27 protein-coding genes are annotated in these 23,046 nt (G+C 45.4%); 18 read left to right on the top strand and 9 right to left on the bottom strand.

All coding sequences use genetic code 11. The features are described 5' to 3' along the window. The first annotated feature begins 80 nt into the window (after positions 1 to 80). The 10 genes from ACSW3C_RS06690 (at position 81) to ACSW3C_RS06645 (ending at position 11,639) form a co-directional block, all read left to right on the top strand. Positions 81 to 1,277, top strand: coding sequence for a class I SAM-dependent rRNA methyltransferase (locus ACSW3C_RS06690; protein WP_486561687.1), 1,197 nt, complete (start codon positions 81 to 83; stop codon positions 1,275 to 1,277). A gap of 279 nt (positions 1,278 to 1,556) precedes the next feature. Continuing rightward, on the top strand, positions 1,557 to 2,852 hold the full coding sequence (locus tag ACSW3C_RS06685; RefSeq protein ID WP_486561686.1) for an ABC transporter substrate-binding protein: 1,296 nt from the start codon (positions 1,557 to 1,559) through the stop codon (positions 2,850 to 2,852). A gap of 51 nt (positions 2,853 to 2,903) precedes the next feature. Next, entirely contained in the window at positions 2,904 to 3,725 is an 822-nt protein-coding gene (locus ACSW3C_RS06680; protein ID WP_486561685.1) for an HAD family hydrolase, read from the top strand. 23 nt (positions 3,726 to 3,748) lie between these two features. Then, positions 3,749 to 4,831 carry an ABC transporter ATP-binding protein gene (locus ACSW3C_RS06675; RefSeq protein WP_486561684.1) on the top strand — a complete coding sequence of 361 codons (1,083 nt, stop codon included), beginning with the start codon at positions 3,749 to 3,751 and terminating at the stop codon, positions 4,829 to 4,831. A gap of 1 nt (position 4,832) precedes the next feature. After that, positions 4,833 to 5,702, top strand: a complete 870-nt coding sequence (locus ACSW3C_RS06670; protein ID WP_238079336.1) for a carbohydrate ABC transporter permease — start codon at positions 4,833 to 4,835, stop codon at positions 5,700 to 5,702. A gap of 15 nt (positions 5,703 to 5,717) precedes the next feature. After that, positions 5,718 to 6,542: a carbohydrate ABC transporter permease gene (locus ACSW3C_RS06665; RefSeq protein ID WP_486561682.1), complete on the top strand. Its 825-nt coding sequence runs from the start codon at positions 5,718 to 5,720 to the stop codon at positions 6,540 to 6,542. Positions 6,543 to 6,962: 420 nt separating this feature from the next. After that, positions 6,963 to 7,697 (top strand): glycerophosphodiester phosphodiesterase, encoded by a 735-nt coding sequence (locus ACSW3C_RS06660; protein ID WP_486561681.1) that lies wholly within the window; start codon positions 6,963 to 6,965, stop codon positions 7,695 to 7,697. Continuing rightward, entirely contained in the window at positions 7,698 to 8,669 is a 972-nt protein-coding gene (locus ACSW3C_RS06655) for a glycosyltransferase family 2 protein (RefSeq protein WP_486561680.1), read from the top strand. Further along, complete coding sequence (locus ACSW3C_RS06650) at positions 8,641 to 9,027, top strand: GtrA family protein (RefSeq protein ID WP_238079332.1); 387 nt, start codon at positions 8,641 to 8,643, stop codon at positions 9,025 to 9,027. Before ACSW3C_RS06655 ends, ACSW3C_RS06650 begins: the two co-directional genes overlap by 29 nt. After that, entirely contained in the window at positions 9,024 to 11,639 is a 2,616-nt protein-coding gene (locus ACSW3C_RS06645; protein ID WP_486561678.1) for a YfhO family protein, read from the top strand. Before ACSW3C_RS06650 ends, ACSW3C_RS06645 begins: the two co-directional genes overlap by 4 nt. 40 nt (positions 11,640 to 11,679) lie before the next feature. Here the strand turns inward: ACSW3C_RS06645 and ACSW3C_RS06640 are convergent, their stop codons facing one another. The 9 genes from ACSW3C_RS06640 to ACSW3C_RS06600 form a co-directional block, all read right to left on the bottom strand. Continuing rightward, positions 11,680 to 12,012 carry a DUF4288 domain-containing protein gene (locus ACSW3C_RS06640; RefSeq protein WP_486561677.1) on the bottom strand — a complete coding sequence of 111 codons (333 nt, stop codon included), beginning with the start codon at positions 12,010 to 12,012 and terminating at the stop codon, positions 11,680 to 11,682. A gap of 38 nt (positions 12,013 to 12,050) precedes the next feature. Beyond that, positions 12,051 to 12,380 carry a DUF3139 domain-containing protein gene (locus tag ACSW3C_RS06635; RefSeq protein WP_486561676.1) on the bottom strand — a complete coding sequence of 110 codons (330 nt, stop codon included), beginning with the start codon at positions 12,378 to 12,380 and terminating at the stop codon, positions 12,051 to 12,053. Positions 12,381 to 12,457: 77 nt separating this feature from the next. Then, the gene (gene lepB / locus ACSW3C_RS06630; RefSeq protein WP_486561675.1) at positions 12,458 to 13,615 is read right to left on the bottom strand and encodes a signal peptidase I; all 1,158 of its coding nucleotides are present in this window, start codon (positions 13,613 to 13,615) and stop codon (positions 12,458 to 12,460) included. Further along, complete coding sequence (locus ACSW3C_RS06625) at positions 13,596 to 14,108, bottom strand: RNA polymerase sigma factor (RefSeq protein WP_486561674.1); 513 nt, start codon at positions 14,106 to 14,108, stop codon at positions 13,596 to 13,598. Before ACSW3C_RS06625 ends, lepB begins: the two co-directional genes overlap by 20 nt. 134 nt (positions 14,109 to 14,242) lie before the next feature. Further along, positions 14,243 to 15,082 (bottom strand): metallophosphoesterase family protein, encoded by an 840-nt coding sequence (locus ACSW3C_RS06620; protein WP_486561673.1) that lies wholly within the window; start codon positions 15,080 to 15,082, stop codon positions 14,243 to 14,245. Between the two features lie 125 nt (positions 15,083 to 15,207). Continuing rightward, positions 15,208 to 15,618 carry a DUF3021 domain-containing protein gene (locus ACSW3C_RS06615; protein WP_486561672.1) on the bottom strand — a complete coding sequence of 137 codons (411 nt, stop codon included), beginning with the start codon at positions 15,616 to 15,618 and terminating at the stop codon, positions 15,208 to 15,210. Continuing rightward, positions 15,615 to 16,073 carry a LytTR family DNA-binding domain-containing protein gene (locus ACSW3C_RS06610; RefSeq protein WP_486561671.1) on the bottom strand — a complete coding sequence of 153 codons (459 nt, stop codon included), beginning with the start codon at positions 16,071 to 16,073 and terminating at the stop codon, positions 15,615 to 15,617. Before ACSW3C_RS06610 ends, ACSW3C_RS06615 begins: the two co-directional genes overlap by 4 nt. Before the next feature lie 45 nt (positions 16,074 to 16,118). After that, positions 16,119 to 16,868: an ABC transporter permease gene (locus ACSW3C_RS06605; RefSeq protein ID WP_486561670.1), complete on the bottom strand. Its 750-nt coding sequence runs from the start codon at positions 16,866 to 16,868 to the stop codon at positions 16,119 to 16,121. A gap of 12 nt (positions 16,869 to 16,880) precedes the next feature. After that, positions 16,881 to 17,600 (bottom strand): ABC transporter ATP-binding protein, encoded by a 720-nt coding sequence (locus ACSW3C_RS06600; protein WP_486561669.1) that lies wholly within the window; start codon positions 17,598 to 17,600, stop codon positions 16,881 to 16,883. 203 nt (positions 17,601 to 17,803) lie between these two features. Between ACSW3C_RS06600 and ACSW3C_RS06595 the strand changes: the two genes are divergently transcribed. From ACSW3C_RS06595 to ACSW3C_RS06560, 8 genes are all read left to right on the top strand, one after another. After that, complete coding sequence (locus ACSW3C_RS06595; protein WP_486561668.1) at positions 17,804 to 18,319, top strand: RNA polymerase sigma factor; 516 nt, start codon at positions 17,804 to 17,806, stop codon at positions 18,317 to 18,319. Beyond that, a complete protein-coding gene (locus tag ACSW3C_RS06590) occupies positions 18,312 to 19,379 on the top strand; it encodes a hypothetical protein (RefSeq protein ID WP_486561667.1) in 1,068 nt (355 codons plus the stop codon). The genes ACSW3C_RS06595 and ACSW3C_RS06590 overlap by 8 nt, the downstream gene beginning before the upstream one ends. A 103-nt stretch (positions 19,380 to 19,482) precedes the next feature. Continuing rightward, a complete protein-coding gene (locus ACSW3C_RS06585) occupies positions 19,483 to 20,298 on the top strand; it encodes a VanW family protein (protein WP_486561665.1) in 816 nt (271 codons plus the stop codon). Between the two features lie 3 nt (positions 20,299 to 20,301). Further along, positions 20,302 to 20,865: an AAA family ATPase gene (locus tag ACSW3C_RS06580; protein ID WP_486561664.1), complete on the top strand. Its 564-nt coding sequence runs from the start codon at positions 20,302 to 20,304 to the stop codon at positions 20,863 to 20,865. After that, positions 20,849 to 21,373: a GrpB family protein gene (locus ACSW3C_RS06575; RefSeq protein ID WP_486561663.1), complete on the top strand. Its 525-nt coding sequence runs from the start codon at positions 20,849 to 20,851 to the stop codon at positions 21,371 to 21,373. The genes ACSW3C_RS06580 and ACSW3C_RS06575 overlap by 17 nt, the downstream gene beginning before the upstream one ends. Positions 21,374 to 21,507: 134 nt before the next feature. Next, on the top strand, positions 21,508 to 21,969 hold the full coding sequence (locus tag ACSW3C_RS06570; protein ID WP_486561661.1) for a GNAT family N-acetyltransferase: 462 nt from the start codon (positions 21,508 to 21,510) through the stop codon (positions 21,967 to 21,969). Positions 21,970 to 22,239: 270 nt separating this feature from the next. After that, entirely contained in the window at positions 22,240 to 22,476 is a 237-nt protein-coding gene (locus ACSW3C_RS06565; RefSeq protein ID WP_486561659.1) for a cold-shock protein, read from the top strand. A 40-nt stretch (positions 22,477 to 22,516) separates the two neighbouring features. Next, positions 22,517 to 22,894 (top strand): hypothetical protein, encoded by a 378-nt coding sequence (locus ACSW3C_RS06560; protein WP_486561658.1) that lies wholly within the window; start codon positions 22,517 to 22,519, stop codon positions 22,892 to 22,894. Positions 22,895 to 23,046 lie beyond the last annotated feature (152 nt).

The raw sequence follows: 23,046 nt of genomic DNA, 5'->3' as shown, positions 1-23,046 counted from the left end.
AAGGGGAGGCTTTTTTCGTTTTCGCATTTTGTGCGAATCCGTGCGATAATGGGAAGAAATGAAGATTAAAGGATGACACGATGACAAAAACAATAGATGTACAAGTAAACGCACAAAGTACGGCGGCATTTAAAAAAGGCTATCCACTGATCCTGAAGGATGCCGTAGTCCAGCCAGAGGTCTTAAAAGAAGAAGGAACGATTATCCGTTTAGTGGACAAGTACGGGAAGTTTATCGCAAAAGGCTATTATGGCAATCAAAATAAAGGTGTCGGCTGGGTGTTGACCCGGAAGGACGAGGAGCCGATCGACTTTGCGTTTTTCGAATCACGCATGAAGTCCGCATTTGCAAGACGTGAACAATTGATGGAAGACCCCGAGACGAATGCGTTTCGCCTTTTTAATGGAGAAGGGGACGGAATCGGCGGCCTGACAATTGACTACTTCGACGGTTATTACGTAGTCAGCTGGTACAGCGAGGGCATTTACTCAATGAAACACCACGTATATGGCGTGCTGGATAAGCTTGTGGAATATAAGGCGATTTACGAAAAGAAACGCTTTGATGGGAAAGGCCAATACGTCGAACAGGACGATTTCGTAAAAGGAACCCCGGGTGATTTCCCAATCATCGTCAAAGAAAACGGCATGAACTTTGCCGTGGACTTGAATGACGGGGCGATGACCGGAATTTTCTTGGATCAGCGTGATGTCCGAAAATCAATTCGCGATAATTATGCAGAAGGTAAAAATGTTTTGAATACATTCTCCTATACAGGAGCATTTTCCGTTGCAGCGGCACTTGGCGGTGCAGTCAAGACAACGAGTGTCGACTTAGCGAAGCGGAGCTTGCCGAAAACAATTGAGCAATTTAGCGTGAATGGAATTGATTACGAACAACAGGACATTAAAGTAATGGATGTGTTTGACTATTTCCGTTATGCAAAGCGCCATGAGTTGAAATTCGATCTCGTCGTACTAGATCCGCCGAGCTTTGCCCGTTCGAAGAAACACACATTCAGCACAGCGAAAGATTACCCGGCCCTGTTGCAGGATGCTATTGCGATTACTGCAAAAAAGGGTATCATTGTCGCTTCAACAAACAATGCAAGCTTCGGCATGAAGAAGTTTAAAACATTTATTGAGAAAGCATTCAGCGAATCAGGATCTACGTATAAGATCTTGGAAGAGTCCTCACTGCCGAAAGATTTCCGCACGAACCGGGACTTCCCTGAATTCAATTACTTAAAAGTCGTTATTTTGCAGAAGTTGAAATAAGGTATGAAAACCATCTCCGAGAGGAGGTGGTTTTTTTGTGTGCTCGGAGAGAAGGGAAGGAAAATGCGTGGGCTGTAAGTGAAAACGCATATGAAAACAATCTACTAAATTCCGAAACTTACGAAACCTTAACATAGGGAGGATATGGGCTTAACAATTGGACCGTAGAATATGGGCTGTAGGGAGGCAAGCCATGGAGGTGGGGTTGACTGTAAAGATGAAACCCGTTTGCAGCTTGTTCATTCAAAAACTACCAATCAATCAACTGGAGGGAACAAATTGAAAACCATTTGTAGAATGCTTGGATTGCTGGCGCTGATGATGGTGCTTGGCGCTTGTGGAGACAAAAAGGAAGAGAAGGCAAGTTCGGAACACAAAGTGTCGGCGGATAGTGGCAGGACAGAGATTACGTATTGGTATGCATTCGGAGATAAAATCGGTGAAAACAATGAAAACCTCGTCAAGATGTTTAATGATTCGCAAGATAAAGTGCTGGTAAAAGCAGAGTTCCAAGGAAATTATGCCGATTTGCATTCGAAGACACAAGCGGCATTTGCTGCGAAAAATGCGCCTGAAGTGACGTTGAATGAAATTGCTTCCATTGGTGTGTTTGCACGCTCCGGCATGACGGAAGATTTGACGCCTTTCATCGAGCGGGATTCGGATATTATGTTGAATGACTTTAACCCAGGGTTGATGGGCAACTCGTACGTGGATGGGAAAATCCATGGACTGCCGTATTTACGCAGTACACCGATCCTTTACATGAACGTCGATATGCTGAAGGAGGCGGGACTTGATCCGGCTGGACCGAAGAATTGGAAGGAATTCGAAGAGTATTTACGCGCATTGACGGTTGAAGGAAAGTCTGTCGGGATGAGCATGCCAGTCGATATTTGGTTCTTCGAGGCATTTGTCGGAGCTGGTGGCGGCGACATGTTATCTAAGGATGAGAAACAAGTGACGTTTAACGGCGAAGCGGGCGTAGAGGCATTGGAATTCTGGAAGCGTCTGTCCAGCGAAGGTGTTTTGAAGATTCCGGCTGGTGATGAGGCGTCCGCGCAGGCGGTCCAAGACTTTGCCAACGGCCGATCTGCGATGATTTTCGGATCGACAGCTGGCCTGACGAACAACTTGTCCATAGCAAAGGAAAATGGTTTTGAGTTAAATACAGCATTTATGCCGGCAAACAAAGTAAATGGTGTGCCGACTGGTGGTGCAAACCTTGTCATGACGGCAGGACTGTCTCCAGAAAAGCAGGAGGCGGCATGGGAATTCATTAAATGGATGACAGCGAAAGAGCAGACAATCTATGCGAGCACCTACACAGGCTACTTGCCGAGCAGATTATCCGCTGTGAATTCAGAGGAGATGCAAAATCTCTATAAGGAAACGCCTCAATATAAAGTGGCCGTCGATCAGCTTGAGTTTGGAAAAGCGCGTCCAATGGCAGACAGCTACCCGGAAATCGCAACGATTTTACGTGATGAAATCGCCAGATGCCTATTGGAAGGTACATCGCCAAAAGAGGCATTGGACCAAGCGGCTTCACTCGCCAACCCACTATTGAAATAAAGGCGCTCGGGGAGGCTGCCCTCCCCTTGCTTATTTAAAAAGGAGATGATCATGTTGAACTGGCTGGATGAATTGAAAGTGGTCATATTCGATCTGGATGGAACGTTATATCAGGATGATGCATTTTTGGGCCGCTATCTTGCCTATATGCTGGAAGGGACTTTGGATGAAACAGAAGCTGCAGAAGTCGTCATGGAAGCATACGACATACTGGATGGAAGTCACTCTGTTCCGTTTGGATGCTTTTTTGACCGTCAGCAACATGTTGTGTACGAGCATGAGAATTTCGAACCGACAGCCAGTTTTACATGGGAGGGACTGAAGCAGGAGGGGAAGGAAATCGACCCTGCCTCATTGTTGTTCATTGGGGATGTGTGGTGTGTTGCACATGTCTATGCAGAAAAATACAAGGTGCCAGTAGAGAAGCGGGCGAGTGCGTTTGAAAAAGTCCGTTATGAGATGATTCGCCAGCCACATGGAATTCGCCTGCATTCCCCTTTATTCGAAAGCATCCGGGCAATGAACGTAGAGCGGAAAATTTTCATGACGAATACACCGGGGGAAACCGGCCCTGCATTCGTTCATTATTTAAATATTGGTACGCTGTTTGATGATTTCGTGTTTGATGCAAGAAAACCGGTCGGCATGGAAAACATGTTCAAGAAACTGATGGAGGAAGGGTACGCTCCTCATGAGATCCTTTCAGTCGGAGATAATCCATTCAATGATTTGGCGCCAGTGAAACGCTTGGGCGGACGGACGTGCCTTATTTCACCGTATACCCACTTCGGAGGTCATGCGTGGGATGTGGCGGTACAGACCGTGGAGGAGCTCGCCGCCTTTTTGCGTCAACCCTCCGCAGTGAAATTATGATTGGAAAAAGGAGATGAACGACAGTGGCGGAAATCAGGCTCGAGAATGTCGTGAAACGATTTAATGAGGATGAAGTGGTGAAGAACTTGAATCTGACCATAGCAGATGGGTCATTTACAGTGATCGTTGGCCCTTCCGGATGCGGGAAATCGACTACGCTTCGAATGATTGCCGGCCTGGAGTCACCGACGAGCGGCGACATTTGGATCGGCGACCAGTGCGTCACGAATGTGGAGCCGGGGAAACGAAACATCGCGATGGTGTTCCAAAACTACGCTTTGTATCCGACAATGACGGTGCGAAAGAATATTGAATTCGGGCTGGTGAATAAAAAGGTTCCGAAGGCAGAGCGGGAAGCATTGATTCAGGAGATCAGCGACATTGTTGGTCTTACGGAACACTTGGACAAAAAGCCGCAGCAGCTTTCGGGCGGACAACGGCAGCGGGTGGCATTGGCCCGCGCGATGGTGAAGAAGCCGAAAGTATTCATTTTGGATGAGCCGCTATCCAACCTTGACGCGAAATTGAGGGGACAGATGAGACGTGAATTGATCCAGCTGCATAAGCGGCTTGGTACGACATTTATTTACGTGACACATGATCAGGTGGAAGCGATGTCGATGGGCGACCAGATTATTCTTTTGAATAAAGGCGTTGTGCAGCAGATGGATTCCCCGATGAATATGTATCATGATCCGAACAATGTATTCACGGCAGAATTTATCGGTACCCCGGCAATGAACATTTTGGAGAGGGAGCGCCTTGAAATTTTCCTCCCGAGTCTTATGGACCGTGTCCGACACGTTGGTTTCAAGCCAGAACATGCGCATATTAGCGCGGAGATGGAGAAGATGCCAGATCATCTGGTAATGAAAAGTGAAATCATTACAACCGAGACGCTCGGAGCGGAGACGATCTATACGGTTGTGAATCAAGCCGGGACAATGAACATCAAAAGTTTTACGGAGCCGATCACGGATACGCAGAAAGTATATATCGCCATTCCGTTTGATCAGTTGTACTTCTTTGACGAGAACGAGCAACGAATCCGCGCAACGGAAGTCGATATGGAAGCTCCGATGCCGGCAATGGTCGGAGGGGCTTGAGATGAGCTTAGGAAAAGCAAGGCCGTACATGATGATTTTCCCCGCCATTTTGGTATTCACGCTATTTTTCATTTATCCAATCGGCTACATGATTTATCTAAGCTTCCATGATTGGAACTTCATCAGCCCGGATAAAAACTACGTCGGTTTTAACAATTTCACGGCGCTGTTACAGGATGCCAAGTTTATGCAGGTGCTTCGCAACACGTTCATTTATTCTGCGTTAACCGTTTCACTCACAATCAGCATTTCGTTGCTGCTGGCCTTGTGGCTGAACCGGAAAGGCGCTATGTATGGATTTGTGCAAGGGGCAATTTTTAGCCCACATATCATTTCCCTCGTCTCCATTTCTATGCTGTGGATGTGGCTGATGGATACGGATTACGGCCTGCTCAATTGGTTCTTGAACCTATTTGGCATTTCGAATGTGCCGTGGCTGACAAATCCGAAGACGTCGTTATTGTCGCTTATTATCGTGGCGGTATGGAAAGGGATCGGGTATTACACGCTCATTTTCATCGCCGGCCTGCAAAGCATACCGAAGGATATATACGAGGCTGCAGCACTGGATGACACAAGCAAAGTGCGGACGTTTTTCAAATTAACGCTGCCGATGTTATCGCCTACTCTATTCTTTTTAACAATTATCGGGTTGATCGGCTCATTCCAAGTGTTTGAAACGATCTCCATCATGACAGGCGGCGGCCCGATTAATTCGACAAACACGATCGTTTATTACATTTACGAAAACGGCTTCCGTTTCTTTAAGATCGGTTATGCATCGACTGCAGGTGTTCTGTTGCTTGGCATTATCGGCGTCTTTACCATTCTATATTTCCGGTTATTATCCCGGAAAGTCCATTACCAGTAAGGGGGCAGAGAGCAGATGAAAAAGAATCCGCTATGGAAGGTCCTCAATGGCATCGGGTTGCTGATTTTAATCACTATATTCGCACTGCCTTTCGTCTGGATGATTTCCACCTCGTTCAAGACTTTGGGGGAGACGATGGTGTTTCCGCCAAAATGGATTCCAGACAGCCTGCTTTGGGAAAATTTCTCGAAGGCCTGGAATTCCGGTCCGTTCTTAAAATACTTTTTCAATAGCACCATTGTGGCGCTCGGTATTCTCGTGTTGCAATTTGCGACTATCATACCTGCTGCTTACGCGTTTGCCCGATATAAATTCAAAGGCAGCAATTTCTTTTTCGGAGTGACGATGGTGACATTGATGATTCCGACGCAGCTCATCTTTTTGCCGGTTTACTTGCAAATGAGTGCATGGGGTTTGCTTGACTCGTTATGGGCGCTCATCTTGCCATTTGCGTCAAGTGCATTCGGTATTTTCCTGTTGCGCCAGTCATTCAAGCAAGTGCCAGAGGAGCTGCTGGAGGCCGCACGACTGGATCAGGCGAGCGAATGGCAAATCATTATGCGGATCATGGTGCCAATGGCGAAACCGGTGTTGATCACCTTTGCGATGTTCAGCTTCATCGCCCATTGGAATGACTACTTTTGGCCGCTCGTCATGACAACGACCGATGCCTCGCGGACATTGCCGCTCGGCATTTCCAAGTTGCGTGAAGTGGATGGCGGTGTGGCCTGGAATATTTTAATGGCCGGCAATCTCATCCTTGTTGTGCCGATCCTGTTTGTTTTCTTCTTCGCGCAACGGCATATTATCCGTGCTTTTGTGTATACCGGGGTGAAGTGAGGAGAACAGGTTTCTCTTTATGAGTGTGATTAGTTTTTATGCGCGGGTGTAGTTGAGTTATGCGCGGGTGTAGTTGAGTTATGCGCGGGTGTGGTTGAGTTATGCGCGGGTGTGGTTGAGTTATGCGCGGGTGTGGTTGAGTTATGCGCGGGTGCGGTTGAGTTATACGCGGGTGTGATTTGGTTATGCGCGGGTGCGGTTGGTTTATGCGCGGGTGTGGTTGGTTTATGCGCGGGTGCGGTTGGGTTATCCGCGGGTGCCAGGAGGTTCGCGGGATTCCCTCTTTAATCAAAACAATCCCCTGGCGCGCAAAATGCTCTTGACCAATCAAGGTGTGGTTGAGTAGTTGGAACAATGGTATAACGCAATCCTGTTTGGTAAGCAATTCTTCATTCATTACATCCGAAAAGGGGTTATAGCATGCGAAGATTGGTTGCACATAGAGGGTGGTCGGGCAGGGCGCCTGAGAATACGATGGCTGCTTTCATGATGGCGCTCGGTAACGATACAGTTGAAGCGATTGAGTTGGACGTGCATTTGTCGAAGGACGGCGTGCCTGTCGTCATTCACGATTTTACGTTGGAGCGCACGACGGATGGAAGCGGGCTGGTCGGGGATCACACTGTGGAGGAGTTACAACAGCTAGACGCAGGTTGTTGGTTTAACGGGCGTTTTGCGTATGAGCGCATTCCGACTTTGGAGGATGTCCTGTTGCTAGCAAAGGGTAGGAAGCGCCTGTTAGTCGAATTGAAGCAGAAAGCCGGCTATTACAACGGATTGGAAGAGAAAGTGGTAGAGCTCATTCAACGCCATAGCATGACAGAGGAAGTGCTTGTCATTTCATTCGATCACCTGTCCTTGCAGCAAGTGAAAGCGCTCGACCCGTCCATTGCGGTAGGTCCCATCTTTCTTGGCCTGCCAACATTGATTGCCGAGCAGATCAGACAGGTGGAGGCGAGTTATATCGGCATCCATCATGAGTTCTTGTCGAAGGAATTAGTAGAGGCTGTGCAGCCACTTGGAATCGAGCTCGGTGTATGGACAGTCGATACTGCGCAGGATCTAGAGAGGCTGAACCAGCTTTCCGATTTACTTGTCATTACAACTAATTTTCCGGAGCGACTTGTAATTCAACAAGAGAAAGTAGGTGTCTAAATGAATCAGCTGATGATTTCGTTCGTCATCCCTTCTTACAATGAAGCAGGGAATATTGCCTCGGTCATGGATGCCATTGCAAAGGAAATGCGTCATCAGCAGGCCTATTTTGAAGTGTTGTTCGTTGATGATGGAAGTACGGACGGGACGATGGATGAAATTCGAAGTGTGCTTCTTACGTATCCTGAAGCAGAGTATGTATCTTTCACACGGAACTTTGGGAAGGAAGCCGCCATCTTGGCTGGCTTGCAGCATGCGAACGGGCAGGCCGTCATTATTATGGACGCTGATCTGCAGCATCCCCCTTCTTTGATTCCCGAACTACTGCAAGGGTTTGAGGAAGGATATCATCAGGTCGTTGCAAAACGGAACCGGAAAGGGGATTCCAAAGTCCGTTCCTTTCTGTCGAGCTCCTATTATCGTCTCGTCAACCAAGCAATCGATGTTCGCCTGAGCGACGGGGAGGGAGATTTTCGGCTGCTTAGCAGAAAGGCGGTCGATTCCCTGCTTTTATTGAGTGAAAGCAACCGTTTTTCAAAAGGATTGTACGCTTGGATTGGTCTCGAACAGAAGACGATTACGTATGAAAATGTTGTAAGGCAGCATGGCGAGACAAAATGGTCATTTGGAAAGCTGCTCAATTATGCGATCGACGGCATCGTCTCCTTCAATACGAAGCCGCTCCGTCTCTGCTTCTACATGGGATTGCTTTCGCTCGGGGCAGCGTTGCTATATATCGCCATTACCTTACTTGGCATATTTAAAAATGGCGTTGCTGTGCCGGGTTATTTTACAACCATCTCATCTGTCCTGTTCCTCGGAGGCGTGCAGCTCGTATCGTTAGGCATCATCGGGGAGTATGTCGGGCGAATTTACAATGAAACGAAAAAGAGGCCGCATTATTTGGTCGGCCAGTCGAGTACCGAAGTGAAAGGGAAACGAGATGTCCATGCGTCGATTCATCACTTATGAATTTAATAAATTCGCGCTCATCGGCATTGTGAATACAGGTGTATACTATGCCCTTTATTTGGCCGGTCTTCATCTTGTCCATGTACCATATGTGACGGCGCATTGGGTGGCTGTCGTTATAAGCATGATCGGTTCCTTCTTTTTGAACTGCTATGTGACATACGGAGTGAAACCGACATGGGCACGGTTTGTCCGTTTTCCACTGACGCAGGCTGTCAACGTGTTGGTTACATTCATCCTGCTATTTTTGCTGGTGGAATGGTTTGGCATGAACAGCAGTGCAGCTCCGATTGCGGCTCTATTCGTAACGGTGCCGATTACTTTCGTTGTGACAGGGAAGGTGTTGAAAGCAGCATGAATGGTGTTAAGCATCCGAAACTTATTGTCGGGATGGCTTGTCTTGCAGTGGCCATCCTAAGTCATCTCTTTTTCTTGACGGAGTATTTTCAAGGCAGGTACATGACAGGGCTCAATGACGGTCTTTCGCAAATGATCCCATTCAAGTATTTCCTATACAACTTATTCACGGAAGGCGAGTTTTTCTATTCGGAGAGCTTCGGACTTGGCGGAGGAGTCTTCTCGCAGTTAGGTTATTACTTCTCCACATCCCTCGTCTTCTATGTGACGGTCCTAATTACATTCCTTCTGGAAAAGATGGGCTGGATTTCTACACCGGATCTTTTTTACTGGGCAAATATCATACTCGTCATCAGTATTTTACGGATGACTTGCATTCTTGCATTGACTACATATTATTTTAGAAAGATCCATTTCGCTAAGCTTCCCGCATTTGTTGCGGCAGCGCTGTACGGAACGTGCGTCATGTACTTCCGCCACGTGACGTATTGGGAATTCTTTGCGGATGCGATGCTATTCCTGCCGTTACTTCTTATTGGCGTGGAATCCGTTATGCAGGATGGGAAAGTGCGCTGGTTCATTGCCGCGGTCGCATTGAACATGATCGACAATTTCTATTTTGCGTACGTGAACTTTTTGATTGCGGGCATTTATATCGTGTTCCGCTGGTTGTTTCCACTCTTTTTGGAGGAGACGAAGAAAGGGAAGCAGATCAAGCTGTTTCTGTTCGGCGGGCTAACAGGTGCGGGGCTAAGCGCTCCGTTTTTCATTCCGTCGGTATACGGTTATTTAAACAACTACAGGCCTCCTTTTGAAGATGCCATTCCGCTAATCGGACCCGTCGATAATTTGCTGCTGCACGGACGCCTTGTCATCTTGCCAGCATTTGTGCTGCTTTGTTTATTCATAGCTCCTCTATATAAAAAACGGGCGTTCCGCTTTTTTGCCGTGCTGACGATCACATTATGCGTATTGCATTACAGTCCGATGGTCGGAAGTCTTTTCAACGGGCTGTCCGCTCCGCAATATCGGTGGGAACACTTCCTCGCTCTTGCAGCAGGCGGCGTGGCAGGAGCGGCTTTGCATCATTTAAAACTGGTCAGGTGGCGAGATCTGTTGATTGCCATCGTCGCCAGCACTGCGTTGTATGGGCTGTTTTTTATTGCCGATCCAAAGCTGAAAATAAAGTTTTATGAGTCGTATTTAATCATTTGTGCTGCTGTGACAATGGCGATTTTGCTGTTTTACGTTCGAAGGCGGAAGCGCTGGGCATTTTGGATAACAGCCGGCTTTCTAATTTTCTCAACACTCCTTACGGCAAACATGTTCCAGCAGGAGAAATTGACGTATAGAGATAACGGGAAAAATAAGGGACCCGAGTATGGCATCACGCGAGAGTACATGGAAAGTGAAGAATACTACGGAGTCGAACAGCGAACATTGATCCGCAAATTGCAGGAGATGGAGGATGATCCGCAAGCGCGTATTGATTGGATGGTCGATACCCGCAATAATACGCCGATCGTTCAGGACTTCAAGGGGCTGAGTGTCTATTCGAGCATTTTGAATAAACATCTGTTGTATTTCTATTTAGACGATCTTGCTATTGATATGAGGCGGGAAAGTGTAAGCCGCTATGCCTCTCTTGGCGACCGTGCCAACCTGTATGCCATATTGAACGGGTCCTATGTAATTCGGAAAGTTGGGGAAGAGAAGCTTGTGCCGTTTGGCTTTAAGGAGATTGCCCGAGAAGGGGAGTATGTAGCGTATCAGAACGAGTACAGCTTGCCATTTGTGCGGACGACTTCGGCTTTATACCAGGAAAGCGACTTGGAAGGGGCGCCTGCGCTTGTGAAGGAGCAGGCGATGCTGCAAGGGATTGTGCTGGAGGATGCTGAAAGCCGAACATCAGCTTTTCCGGAACTGGAGAACTTAATAGATCGTGCAACGCTGGAACCGGTGGGCGGCACATATGAAGATGGCGTACTTGACGTAACAGAAGAGAGTGGAGGACTCGACGTTATAGTGAATAAGTCGGAATTACTGAAAGAAGATGTATTTCTATCGTTCTTCATTCAACGGAAGAAGAATGACAAAGACTATTTGATGATGGTCAATGACTTTGAGACGGAACGGAAGAAAAATGATTCCATCTATCGAACGAATGTGAATGAACTGACGATCCGTGTGCCGGCAGAAGAGCAGATACGCCTTCGCGTCCCGAAAGGCAAATACGATCTGCGGGATTTTGCGTTGTATACAGAAGACTACGAGATCTTAAAAGAAGCGAAAAAAGAGAGCGTAGACAAACCGCAAGCCACTGTTACATGGAATGGACATCTTGCGAGTGTGAAGGTGGATAATGCCAAGGGAGACTCGCATGTGGTGCTGCCAATTCCATATGAGCGTGGCTGGACGGCGAAAGTCAATGGAGTGAAACAGGAGATTCTCCGTGCAAACTATGCCTTTACGGGACTTGAATTAGAGGATGGAATGAATGAGATTGAGCTGACGTACTATCCGCCGTTTTTTAGAGAATCATGGGCAGTGGCGGGCGTCACGGCAATTTTGTTGGTGGGGATTATGTATGGGAGACGGAAAAGGGTTAGATAAAGGCACTTGGGCTTTGCCCCGAGTGCCTTACAAGTTTTTATTATTTATCCAGTGAATACAAAGCGATGACTTCTTCTGCGGTCATCATTTCATCGAAAGGCAAGAAACGGCAATACACTTCTTTGAAATCGACATCTCCGTCAAAGACATCCACCAGTTCAAATACATCTAGAATGGTGACGAAACGCCAAGTCGTCTGTCCGCCAACCGCATTTTCGTATGTGTCATCAACGAAGTGAGTTCGGATTTTGGCTTCAATGTCTTCTCGGCTCGTAGACCGCAGTAAGACAATCGTTTCCTCGAACGTTTTTGTATTGTCTTCATTTGGTACGACGATGGATTCAAGAAGAAGTTTGACTGAATAGAGTTTCATTGAAGAGTCCCCCTTTGAATATTCACCACGTTATTTTCCTAATGATTTTTTGTGGTTCGATGCTTTCCTCTTTCTCTGACTCCCTCATCTGCATTGTAAAGAAACTCATATTCAAAATTTGGTTGGTCGACAAATGTGATAAAGGCCATATATGCATTCCTTCGTTCATCCTTCCAGCTGAATGCTGTATGAATTTCTTGTATATCAGATGATTGATAACCCATTTCGTTAGTTACATATTCAAGTACTGCTTGATGTGTTTTCATCAATTCTTTCTTGCTGCCATTAAAAAAGCTAGTTAGAAGAATGCCAAAAACTAAAAGTGCTAAAACTATCGTTGTCGAGAGAACTAGACGTTTTTTAGTCATTTTTGCAGTCTCCTTTCAATTTGGGCTTAGGGTGACAGTAGGAGTCTGCTCGGATTTCGGCAAGAAGCCTTCATAGCCTATTCTTCATAGCCAATAATAACTCCTTCTATTTCCTTCATCGGTAGTGGTCCAAAATCCTTGCTGTCCGTACCTCTCCACCAATGATCAACGAGTAGGAAAACCATACCGGCCTGAACTTTTACAGGGGCCATATCCATATTAAAATACTCCCTGAATTCTTGTTCAGAATCTTTGTTTTGTCGAGGCATAGTGTTGAAGTATTCTTCTTCTCCCATTCCGCGTACTGTTGCTTTTCCATAGAACGTATCCAACTTCTTGCCATCAATAAACACTTGGCCGCTTTTTATTTCAACCGTCTCACCGGGCAATCCGACGACTCTTCCGATGTACATCTTTGGAATGGCGGGATTCTTCTCAGATACAGAAGGTGGCATGTGATAATAAACAGCCTGCCCGCGTTCTAAGCTGTATGTGTCTGGTGAAACGACAAGCTTCCCATGTTCATGGCTTTCAAAGTCATGGTTGCCACTATCCATCGCGTCGGAGCCCCATTCAATCAAGAATGTATCTTCCGTTTTTTCAGCTGATTCGAGCCGTCTCGGTGTAACCTCGTCTGTAATCGATCCTTCCTGATCCATGTATGTTGGAGTGGAAAATTCAATGCCATCTTCCCCGACATATCTGCGTGGGCCGAATTTCTTTAATGTATACTTGAAAGAACCTGAGGCAGTAATGGTATATGTGTCACCACTATTTGTAACGGTATAATTCGTATACTCTCCGGGAACTAAAGCTGGCTCCTTTATTTTATATCCTCGAAGTGCTTCCTCTTTATCCGCCTTTGACGTTTGCATAATTGGAATAATGGGTTGATCCTTAATCGTGAAGCTGTCTTTACTAAATCCAATTACATAATGTGTAGGACTTGTTCGACTCGTTTGCTCTAGATAAACTCCATTCCAAGAGGAGGTTACATCTCCACCAAGTTTTGCAGATGTACTTGAAAAATTAATATATACTCCAACAAATACGGAACAAAGGACGATTAGCGAAATGATGGTGGGAAGAAATGTCCGTTGGCGAAATGTCTTTGGAGGACGTGATGGTTGAAACAAAAGACGCTGCACATTCTTCCGTTGCTCAGTACTTGGCTCAAATGCCTTTTCGAGCTGCTTCAATTCTTGGAAAATCTCATTATCGGATAAGTGTTTCATTCGTAAACCCGCCTTTCTCTAATTCTTTCTTAAATGCCGCAAGTGCCCTCGATAAGCTCATTTTGACTTTTCCTTCTGAACAATTCAGGATAAGGGACGTTTCTTTTGTGGAAAACTCCTGTATTTTGCGAAGAATAATTACATGCTGGTAGCTTGGTTTCAACTGGCGCAGTGCCTCGTAAAATTGAGTTTGTTGTGCGTTGAGAAGGGCAATTTCCTCTGAGGACGGTTCATGTTTGTGGCTCGGCATAGGAAGGTCAAATAAAGATGTGAGCGGCCTTTTCTTCCGAAAATAACTCATCGTCGTCGTGTACGCGATACGAAAAATCCAAGTTTTGATGGAGGAGTCTCCCTTAAATTGATGTTCATTAACCATGACTTTCATAAACGTCTCCTGCGTCAAATCTTCAGCAGTATGAACATCTTTCACGAGCATGCAGATGTAACTATAGACCGCATCGAAAAAATCATTGAACCATTGTTCACTGGACATCACGTTCACCTCACTTATCTACTACTTAGACGCAAGATTTGTGATTTGGTAACGGTTAGTAATGATTTGTGAAATAATTAGCCTGAAACACAAAAAAACCGCCCCACTAACAGGGCAGTCTAGAATAGTTCGATTCATAAAACCGGGCTTGTCGGTATCAGAGACACGGCACAGTTGCGGTGCATGTCAGTTCCGCATGCGTCTGGCCGGTGTGTGAAGTGGTCGATGTTGTCGTAGATGAGCGCTGCATGTTTGCGCAGTTCGTCACTTTCGAGATCGATGGCTACGACAATGATGGCCTCGTCTTGGATGTTGATGAGGCGGAAGGACGGTTGGTCCAGGCATGCGGCCGTTTGGACGAATGTCCAGTTGTCTTCTTTGACGATGGAGTCGCAGTGCATATGGCCATTGAAAAACATGCCGATGCCTTTCTTTTGCTTCAGCAGGGAGCGCATGTCAATGTCGGGATGAATGGAGCCGTTTTCCCGTTCGGAACCTGTTGTTGTGTTATACACCGGATGGTGGGCGAATACGAGCAATGGTTTTTCTCCAGAATGTTGGATGACGTGCTCGAACCATTCCAATTGCTCGTCGTCCATCCAGCCGCCCCAGCTTTCGAAGTCGAGTTCGCGTGCTGTATCAAGAAAAGCGAAAACCGCTTCCTCTGTTTCGAATGAATGATAGCGTTTCTGGCCAGTCAATGCGAGCAATTCCTCTTTCGGCAATGTGTAGTTATCATGGTTTCCAAGGACGTGAATGAACTCACGGCGATCGCCGATCAAGGAAAAGATATTCCTCAGCTCGTGGGGCATGCCGTAGTTCGTCAAGTCACCTAATGATACATGGAGGTCGGCGTCCACTTGCAGAAACTGATCGATAAATTCCTCGTAGAATGCAGCACGGGCCTCAAGTAATCCCGGAATCCTCTCGTCGACGGCAGGGTAGTGCAGATCGCTGAACAATGCAATTTTCATGGTTTGGCTCCTTTCAAATTGTGATCAAGTTCATTGTAGGGGAGGAATATAAAGAGCGTGTTGGATTTGTGTTAATGGGTTGTAAATAATAAAAAACTTGCCAAGGGAGTACTTGGCAAGCGGGTTTATAGATCTTTTAATTCTTCATTCAGCTTCTTCGCCTGATTTTTAAAATAGATATAGAATGCTGACCAGATGCAGGCATAGAGCAGCACGAAGATGCCCAGCATGCCTAAGAATCCTTTCATTGAGAAGGGCACCCATCCTACAACGAAAGCAATGATGAAGTACAGGATGCTGACGCTGAGGAAATGGAGTACTGTCTGTACAGGCAATGTCAGTTTTTCATTATCAAACAGCAGAGGTGTCACGGAGAAGAACCAGCCGCAGAACATGGTGCCAAGCGCATTGGTAACAAGGATTTCCGAGTTTAGTGTCTCATGCTTTCCAAAATAGATTACCGCGAAGATCGTTATGATTGTCAGGAACGATCCGAAAAAGATCCCGAGCACACTTCTGATCCAGAATGTTTTCATCCGTTTTTCCTCCTGTTCATTTTCAACGCTTCTTTTATTGCATTGACGTATGTCCGCGAAACATATTCCTTTGCGCCCGATTTGAAATAAACGCATAACGTTCCGTTAAAAGAAGCCTCAAACCGGCTCAGTTCATGTAAGTTGGCGATGACGGATTTCGAGAGCCGGATGAATTTTGTGCTGGGCAGCAATTCCTCTAGCTCATATAGCTTTTCCCGCAATGCGAATGATCCTTCGCTTGTGACTGCGACGACCCCTTCCTTTTCTGTATGAAAGTAATGGATGTCATCCGGCTTTAAAATATGCTGCATGTCTCCGTCTCGTCCGACGAGAAATTCGGTCTTTTTCCCTTTGAGGAAATCAAGGATTTCCTTTATAGAATCATTCACTTCATTGCAGTGGATCGTCACTTTTGTCTCTTTGTAATCACTGTCGATGTCCAGTGTCACTTTCACCGCACTCCACCCCCAGAAAGTCTTTTATTCTTATCGTACCATGACTTACTTGCGGTTTTGGCGTCTTGTTGCAAAACGGAGGGCGAATAATGCCAGAAGAATACAGATGGCGATATATCCGATAGACATGACGGACGCACGATCCAGCAGAAACTGTCCATTCCAAACGGCAATGAAGAGTTGATTCATATGATAGAGTGGGTTTACCTCAGCCATGTATTGTACAAATTTAGGCATCATGTCGATCGGCATCGCGAAACCTCCCGTGATCAAGACAATTTGAAACGTGACGATGGAAAACACGAGCGCTCCATTCACCGTTTTAAAAAAGGAGAAGATGGCTGAAGAGAGGACGAGCAGAATCGCGTTGAACAGCATGAACAGTCCAAATGACAGAAGAACGTTGACCCATTGAATCGATAAATTGTAGACAAATACACCGAGCAAAGTAACAAACAGATAGCCGAAGCTTGTAACGATGATTGATTTCAAAATGCCGGAGAGCAAAAGTATCCGTTTAGGAACGGGAGCAAGTGAAATTCTCTTCTCGACGCCGCTTACCCGGTTCAAAACCTGATCAAATCCGAAAGAGAAAAAGACGACGCCGAACGAAATAAGCAAAATGAAGGACGGTGTATAGCTTTGTGCATAGCTTAAATTGCCGGCATAGGTGAAGCCTCCGTAAAGTGAACCCATGAACAGGTAGGTCGCTGGGGGAACAATTAAAGTGAACACGACGTAAAACAGTTCTCTAGAAAACATCAGCAAGTCATATCGCAATTGTGTAGCAATCATGTAAATTCCTCCTTATACTGCAACTTGAGTTAGATAAAACTCGTGAATTGATTTAAAGCCGGAAGCGAGAATTCCTTCCGTTGAATCAAATACTTCCGCCACCCCTTCGTTTAGCAACATGACCCGGTCGCAGTACAACTCGACTTCATCCATATTGTGCGTCGTCAGAAGGACCGTGCCACCCGTCCGTTTGTTGTACTCGGTAATATACGACCAAAGCATATTGCGCATATGCGGGTCCAGGCCTGTTGTCGGCTCGTCGAGAATCAGCATCTTTGGTTCCGATAAAAACGCGATCGCGAGGCTGACGATTTGCTTCCAGCCGCCTGATAGTTTGTCAAAATACGTTTTTCGATGGTCCTGCAGCTTGAAGTCAGCAATAATCGTTTCCACATCGAGAGGTGATTGATAATACGCTTTAAAAAGCTTAAGCAATTCAATGACCTTCAATGTCTTGTAAAACTGGGTCGGTTGTAGCACTGCTGAAAGCTGCTGCCTTATTTGCTCGCGCTGTTTATCAGTTGACTTGTTCAGCTCTTGGCCGAATAATCGAACCGTTCCTTGTTCGTACGATCTAAGCGTCAGCAAAATTTCTAGAAAGGTTGATTTCCCTGCCCCATTCTTTCCGATGATTCCAATGATATCTCCTGCATCTGCAGAAAAGTCGATTCCCTTCAGCACTTCCTTCGCTCCATATGCTTTTCGTAACCCCTCGACTCGAATGATTTCCAATGGTATCCCTCCGCGATTTCGTCTTTGTACTGCTACTATATCCAATCAAATCCTGTCATACAGCTGATTTTCGGTGACCCGCATGTTTTAGCCGGTCACATGCAGAAAAGGGCATGTTTGTTGCGGGAGGAATTAATTTCACGAAATCCAAACTTCCATGAGCTGCGTTTCGTTTACAATGTAGGAAAGGGGTGGCAATCGAATTGAATCAAAATGAACTGATCGAAATAATGGATCAGCATACAGAACATTTACTCCGCATCGCGTATTGCTATGTGTTGGATCTCCATGCGGCAGAGGATATAGTGCAAGAGGTATTTATCAAGTTTTATCGTAACCAACATAATTACGAAGAACGTGGAGAAGTCAGAGCCTATTTGGCTAAAATGACCGTAAATCGAAGCAAGGATTACTTGAGGAGCTGGAACTATCGAAAAGTACAGCTGCAGCATAAGTTTTCTCCGCAAGCAGGAAAGAGGAATTTGGACGGATTGGTTAAGAAAGAAGAACAGCAACTAATTGGAAAAGCTATTTTGAAGTTGCCGCTGAAACAGCGGGAAGTGCTCGTCCACTTTTATTTCAATGAAATGACCATTGCCGAGATCGCAAGCACTGTATCCATTCCGGAAAGTACAGTGAAAACACGGCTGACACGGGGGAGAGAGCTTTTGCGAAATCAGTTGAGAGGAATCGAATGGGAGGTGCTGCTCAATGAATAATTTTTTACCTCCGGAATTGAAAGATCTGTCGGAAAGCAAGCAACGGGTCATGCGGAACGTTTCAAATTCATTGGCACAAGAAACATCTAAAAGGAAATGGCCTTATTTGCTGATGACCGGAATTATTGTAGCTTGTTCCATGATATTTGTTTTCCAAGTCGTTCTCGACGATCAACAACCTGAAATGGGTAAGGAGACCCCTGCGGACATAGGGGACGCGCCTAAAGGGGAAGAGTCACCAATTGCCATCGACGACTTGTCAAAACCGGCTTTCACAGTAGAGCTGGGTAAGTTCTATCTAAATGGAGTGACGATGGGCGATTCACTGGAGGATGTCGTGGAACGACTGGGTGAGGATTATACACTGATTGATGATTTGGACGGTACAGGCGCGGACATGGGGCTGAATTATGACGGCAAACTCAACGTGTTTTTCTATAAAGATCAGGTGGAGACCCTTCTTTTCACTGATGTGGATTCCGAGTACGGTGAACAGCTTTATAAGGATTACGGTGGAATCAAGTTCGTGACAGATAACTCGATGCGGTTCATCTATTCAATGGAAACATCGTATCTTATCAAAATGGAGTTGGATGAAGAGGGGAAGCTGCTCGTGCGTCTTATGCAAAACTCCGATCCCAATTTTGCTTCCAATCCGGGTTTTACATTCCAGCCAGAGGTGCCGGGACATTCGGCTCGGATTGTATTGGATCCTTCCCAGCCTATCTTGTCAGATGCGAATGGATTATTTTATCTCCATGGCTTAACGTTAGGCGATCCGCAGGCTAAGGTCACCCAATACTTTGGCGACGACTATACTACGCAATACGAAGTGGAGGATGCTGATTATGCATTCGTATATGGTGAAGAGATGGAGTTCCGCTTTGTTTTTGGTAAGCTACAGTCCATTCGTTTCTTAAAAGTCGATGAATCATACTTTAACAGTGTACTTGCGGGGTATGAAGGCATCGATCTGTATTCGGAAGAAACTTCTCAAATGGTCAGCACGGAACATTCAAAGGACGGAGATTTAATTGTCAGTCTCCATTATGCCAAGTGAAATAGGAAGGAAGTGTCTGCTGGCGGGCACTTCTTTTTTCTATTCAATAAAAGCAGGAATTTTTTTGCTCCATCAGGAATAGATACGGGGTGGGGGTGACTTTGTGGTTTCATTACAACCAATAAAGAGAAGCAAACTGCGTATTTATCTTGGAAAGAAAGTATTTCGCCTGAAACGATATGGAGAGTGGTGGTGGGACGGCAAGCGATATGCCATAACGAGGGCTGAAGAAAAGCTTCCGCATGTCATTAAAAAGCATCGTACGCCATTGCTCCGCCAGTTGAAAGACGTGGATATGCAGCTTCAATATAATAAAATCACCAATTTAAAATTGGCGACACGCCGGGTGAATGGCATCGTCCTGCAACCGGGCGAGACGTTCTCCTATTGGCGGCTGATCGGCAATACGACGAGGCGTAAAGGGTATGTGGACGGGATGATTCTCCATTATGGCAAAGTGACCATCGGGGTAGGCGGAGGGCTTTGCCAGCTGTCGAATCTGATCTATTGGATCACGCTGCATACGCCATTGACCGTAACGGAACGGTATCGCCATAGTTATGATGTGTTTCCGGATTCCAGCCGAAGCCAGCCGTTCGGCAGTGGAGCAACATGCGCCTATAATTACTTGGATTTGCAAATTAAAAACGAAACTACTATCCCATACCAACTCATTGTCTACTTGACAGATACCCATCTGACCGGCGAGTGGCGGGCCGCATCGCCTGCGACACGTACATATGAGGTGTACGAAAAGGATCACCAATTCACCTTTGAATCATGGGGCGGCTATGTGCGGCATAACACGATTTTTCGGCATGTGTACGATCTGGACGGGAACCTCTTGGATGACGAATTCGTCACGGAGAATCATGCGATTACAATGTATGAACCGTTTTTAACATATGAGGGGGAATGAAACATGATTGTGATGATTAATGGGGCATTTGGTGCGGGGAAGACGACGGTGGCAACAAAACTGCTGGAACGGATGGATCATGCGCTGCTTTATGATCCTGAAGAAGTAGGTTATATGCTGAGGGAAATGATTCCGAATGAAGTGAAGCTGCCTGTTGAGCAGACAGGTGATTTTCAGGATTTCCTAATGTGGAAAACACTCGTCGTTGAAGTGGCGAAACAGTTAAAACAAACATATGGCCGGGACTTGATCGTGCCGATGACAATTTATAAAAAAGATTATTTTAATACGATTTATGAGGGCTTCTCTAAGCTGGATGAGGAGACATTCCATTTCTGTCTAGCGGCAGAGAAGCAGACAATTCATAATCGGTTGCTGGCCCGTGGCGAGGAGCCGGGAAATTGGTGTTTTGCGCAGACGGATAAATGTCTGGAAGGCTATCAGGATTCTTGTTTTGAGCAATTTATTCAAACAGATCATCGAGATGTCGAGCAGATTGTGGATTTGATTTGTGAAGAGATCGGGTTCATTCCGAAAGGAGACGGCGTGTATGTTGGGACTGAATAAAGACGTGGTTGCCTTGACGAGGCATGAGAAAGGCTGGCAAGCGCTATTTGTTCAGGAAAAAGCACTGCTGGAGTCACTTCTCGGCGAGCTGGCCGTTGATATTCAGCATATTGGAAGCACGGCGATTCGGGGAATCGCGGCAAAACCGATGCTCGATGTACTTATTGGAGTCCGAAGTTTAGATGACGTCACCAGATTTGACTTGGATGCATTAAAAGATGCGGACATCTATCGACTCAAGGCAGAAGTCGATGGGAAAGTGGTGTTCGCGAAGTTTTCGGATCTTCATGAGCTGACGAAAACCCATGTGTATCACGTAGTGGAACATGGAGGCGAGTGGTGGAAGGCCCATACATCTTTTCGGGATTATTTAAATGATCACCCGGACGTCGCGAAGGCATACGAAACGTTGAAATGGGATCTTGCCCGAAAATTTCCGGATAATGAAAGGCAATACTCGGACGCAAAGAAATCGTTTGTCGACCGGATTGTTGAGCTAACCCGATAATTTAGTAGAGCAGCCAAAATTCAAAGGCTGCTCTTTTCAATTGTATGAAACAGGAATAGGCGTAGAGTGAAAATATGGTTTGTGATATTCTTGTCTGAATTAACAATAAAAATAAGTAAACTGAGGTGGAAAGAATGATCAGCTTAATACGGGCGGATAGAACCAATTGCGAAGAAATACATGCTTTGCAAGTAAAATCCTTTCAAGCCTTGCATGATAAATACAAAGATACTTCCACAAACCCTGCTGCAGAATCAGTAGAAAAAATTATCAGCAGAATGAATCAACTTTTTACTGATTACTATTTCATTCAAATGAGAGACATAAATATAGGAGCTATTAGGATTGTTAGATTAGACAAGAATATATGCAGAATTTCGCCGATGTTTATCATACCAGAGTATCAGGGGAAGGGGTACGCCCAGCAAACCATTGTGGAAGTGGAGGCTTTATATCCTCATGCAAACCGCTGGCAACTTGACACAATAAAAGAAGAAACGAAGTTGTGCCACCTGTATGAAAAAATGGGCTACAAAAGGACGGGCAAAGAAGAGTCTTTGCAAAAAAATATGACCATTGTGTTCTATGAAAAATGAGCAATCAAGGCGTGAGAAACTCTTCATTTCTATTATAGATCAATCTCCAACAGTGTTTGGATTGGTTATCAAGTCACAATCATCATAGTAATTAGCAGTAGGGAACAAATTTTTGTGCCTTTGTTAATTCCGTTGTTAAAACGCTTGGAAATATTGGGGTTAATTTAGAAGGAAGACGAGAAATCTATTATGTCTTAAAAGATGGTTATTCCACTAACGGGTTAGTTGAATAACATAATGTATTCAACGTCTTATTTAGGAGGCATTACAATGAGATATAACTTAATGGGAGTATGTAAAACTTATCATGAAGAAGAGGGGTGGGGCTGGATTTCAATTGAAGACGAAGATGACGTTTGGGTACACTTCAGTAGTATTCAAATGGATGGGTTCAAATCTCTTAATAAAGGTGACGTAGTATCGTTTGACCTCGAAGAAAATCCCAATTTAAAAGAACAATCGCGTCGAGCTGTAAATGTTAAAAAGATAGTTAATAAGTTCAACTAGGTGGCAGTTTAGGTAAAAAGAAAAAAAGTGGGGAATAGGCATGAAAAAGGGGCTTATAGTATTTTTACTGGTAGTGAGTGTTTTCTTAAACATATACTATTTGGGGAAGGATTTTTGGGTAGGGATGCACACACCAAATGAAAAGGACAAGGTTCTTTTAGGTGAGATGGTGCAGCATGTTGTAGAAAGTGAAGAGTATCAAAACCTCGCTCAGAAAGAGAAAGTTTTTGCTATTACAACGAGTGTAAACCGAAATAAGGGTGGAGTATATCCGTTTCATTATGAGGTAACTGTGGAAACGGAAAAAGAGTCCTATATCTTTAACTGTAAGGATAAAACATGTTCGGAGATAGGAATTGGAGGCAATACATACTCAAGATACAGTGAGAACGATTCCGTACTACCGCTAAAGAAATAGGTAGAGCAGAGGATGAACATTTATAACGAACTAACGAGTGCATTTGTTCAAAGAAGAATATTACGCCACAAAGCGCTCAGAATTGAGCGCTTTTATTCGTTTTTTATATACCTATTTCACTATTAAAATTAATGCTGATAAGCTGTTATTTA

It is taken from the genome of Sporosarcina sp. AD_1 (assembly GCF_057373025.1).
Note: the sequence above shows the minus strand (reverse complement) of the source record. Positions and strands in the feature narration are given on the sequence as shown.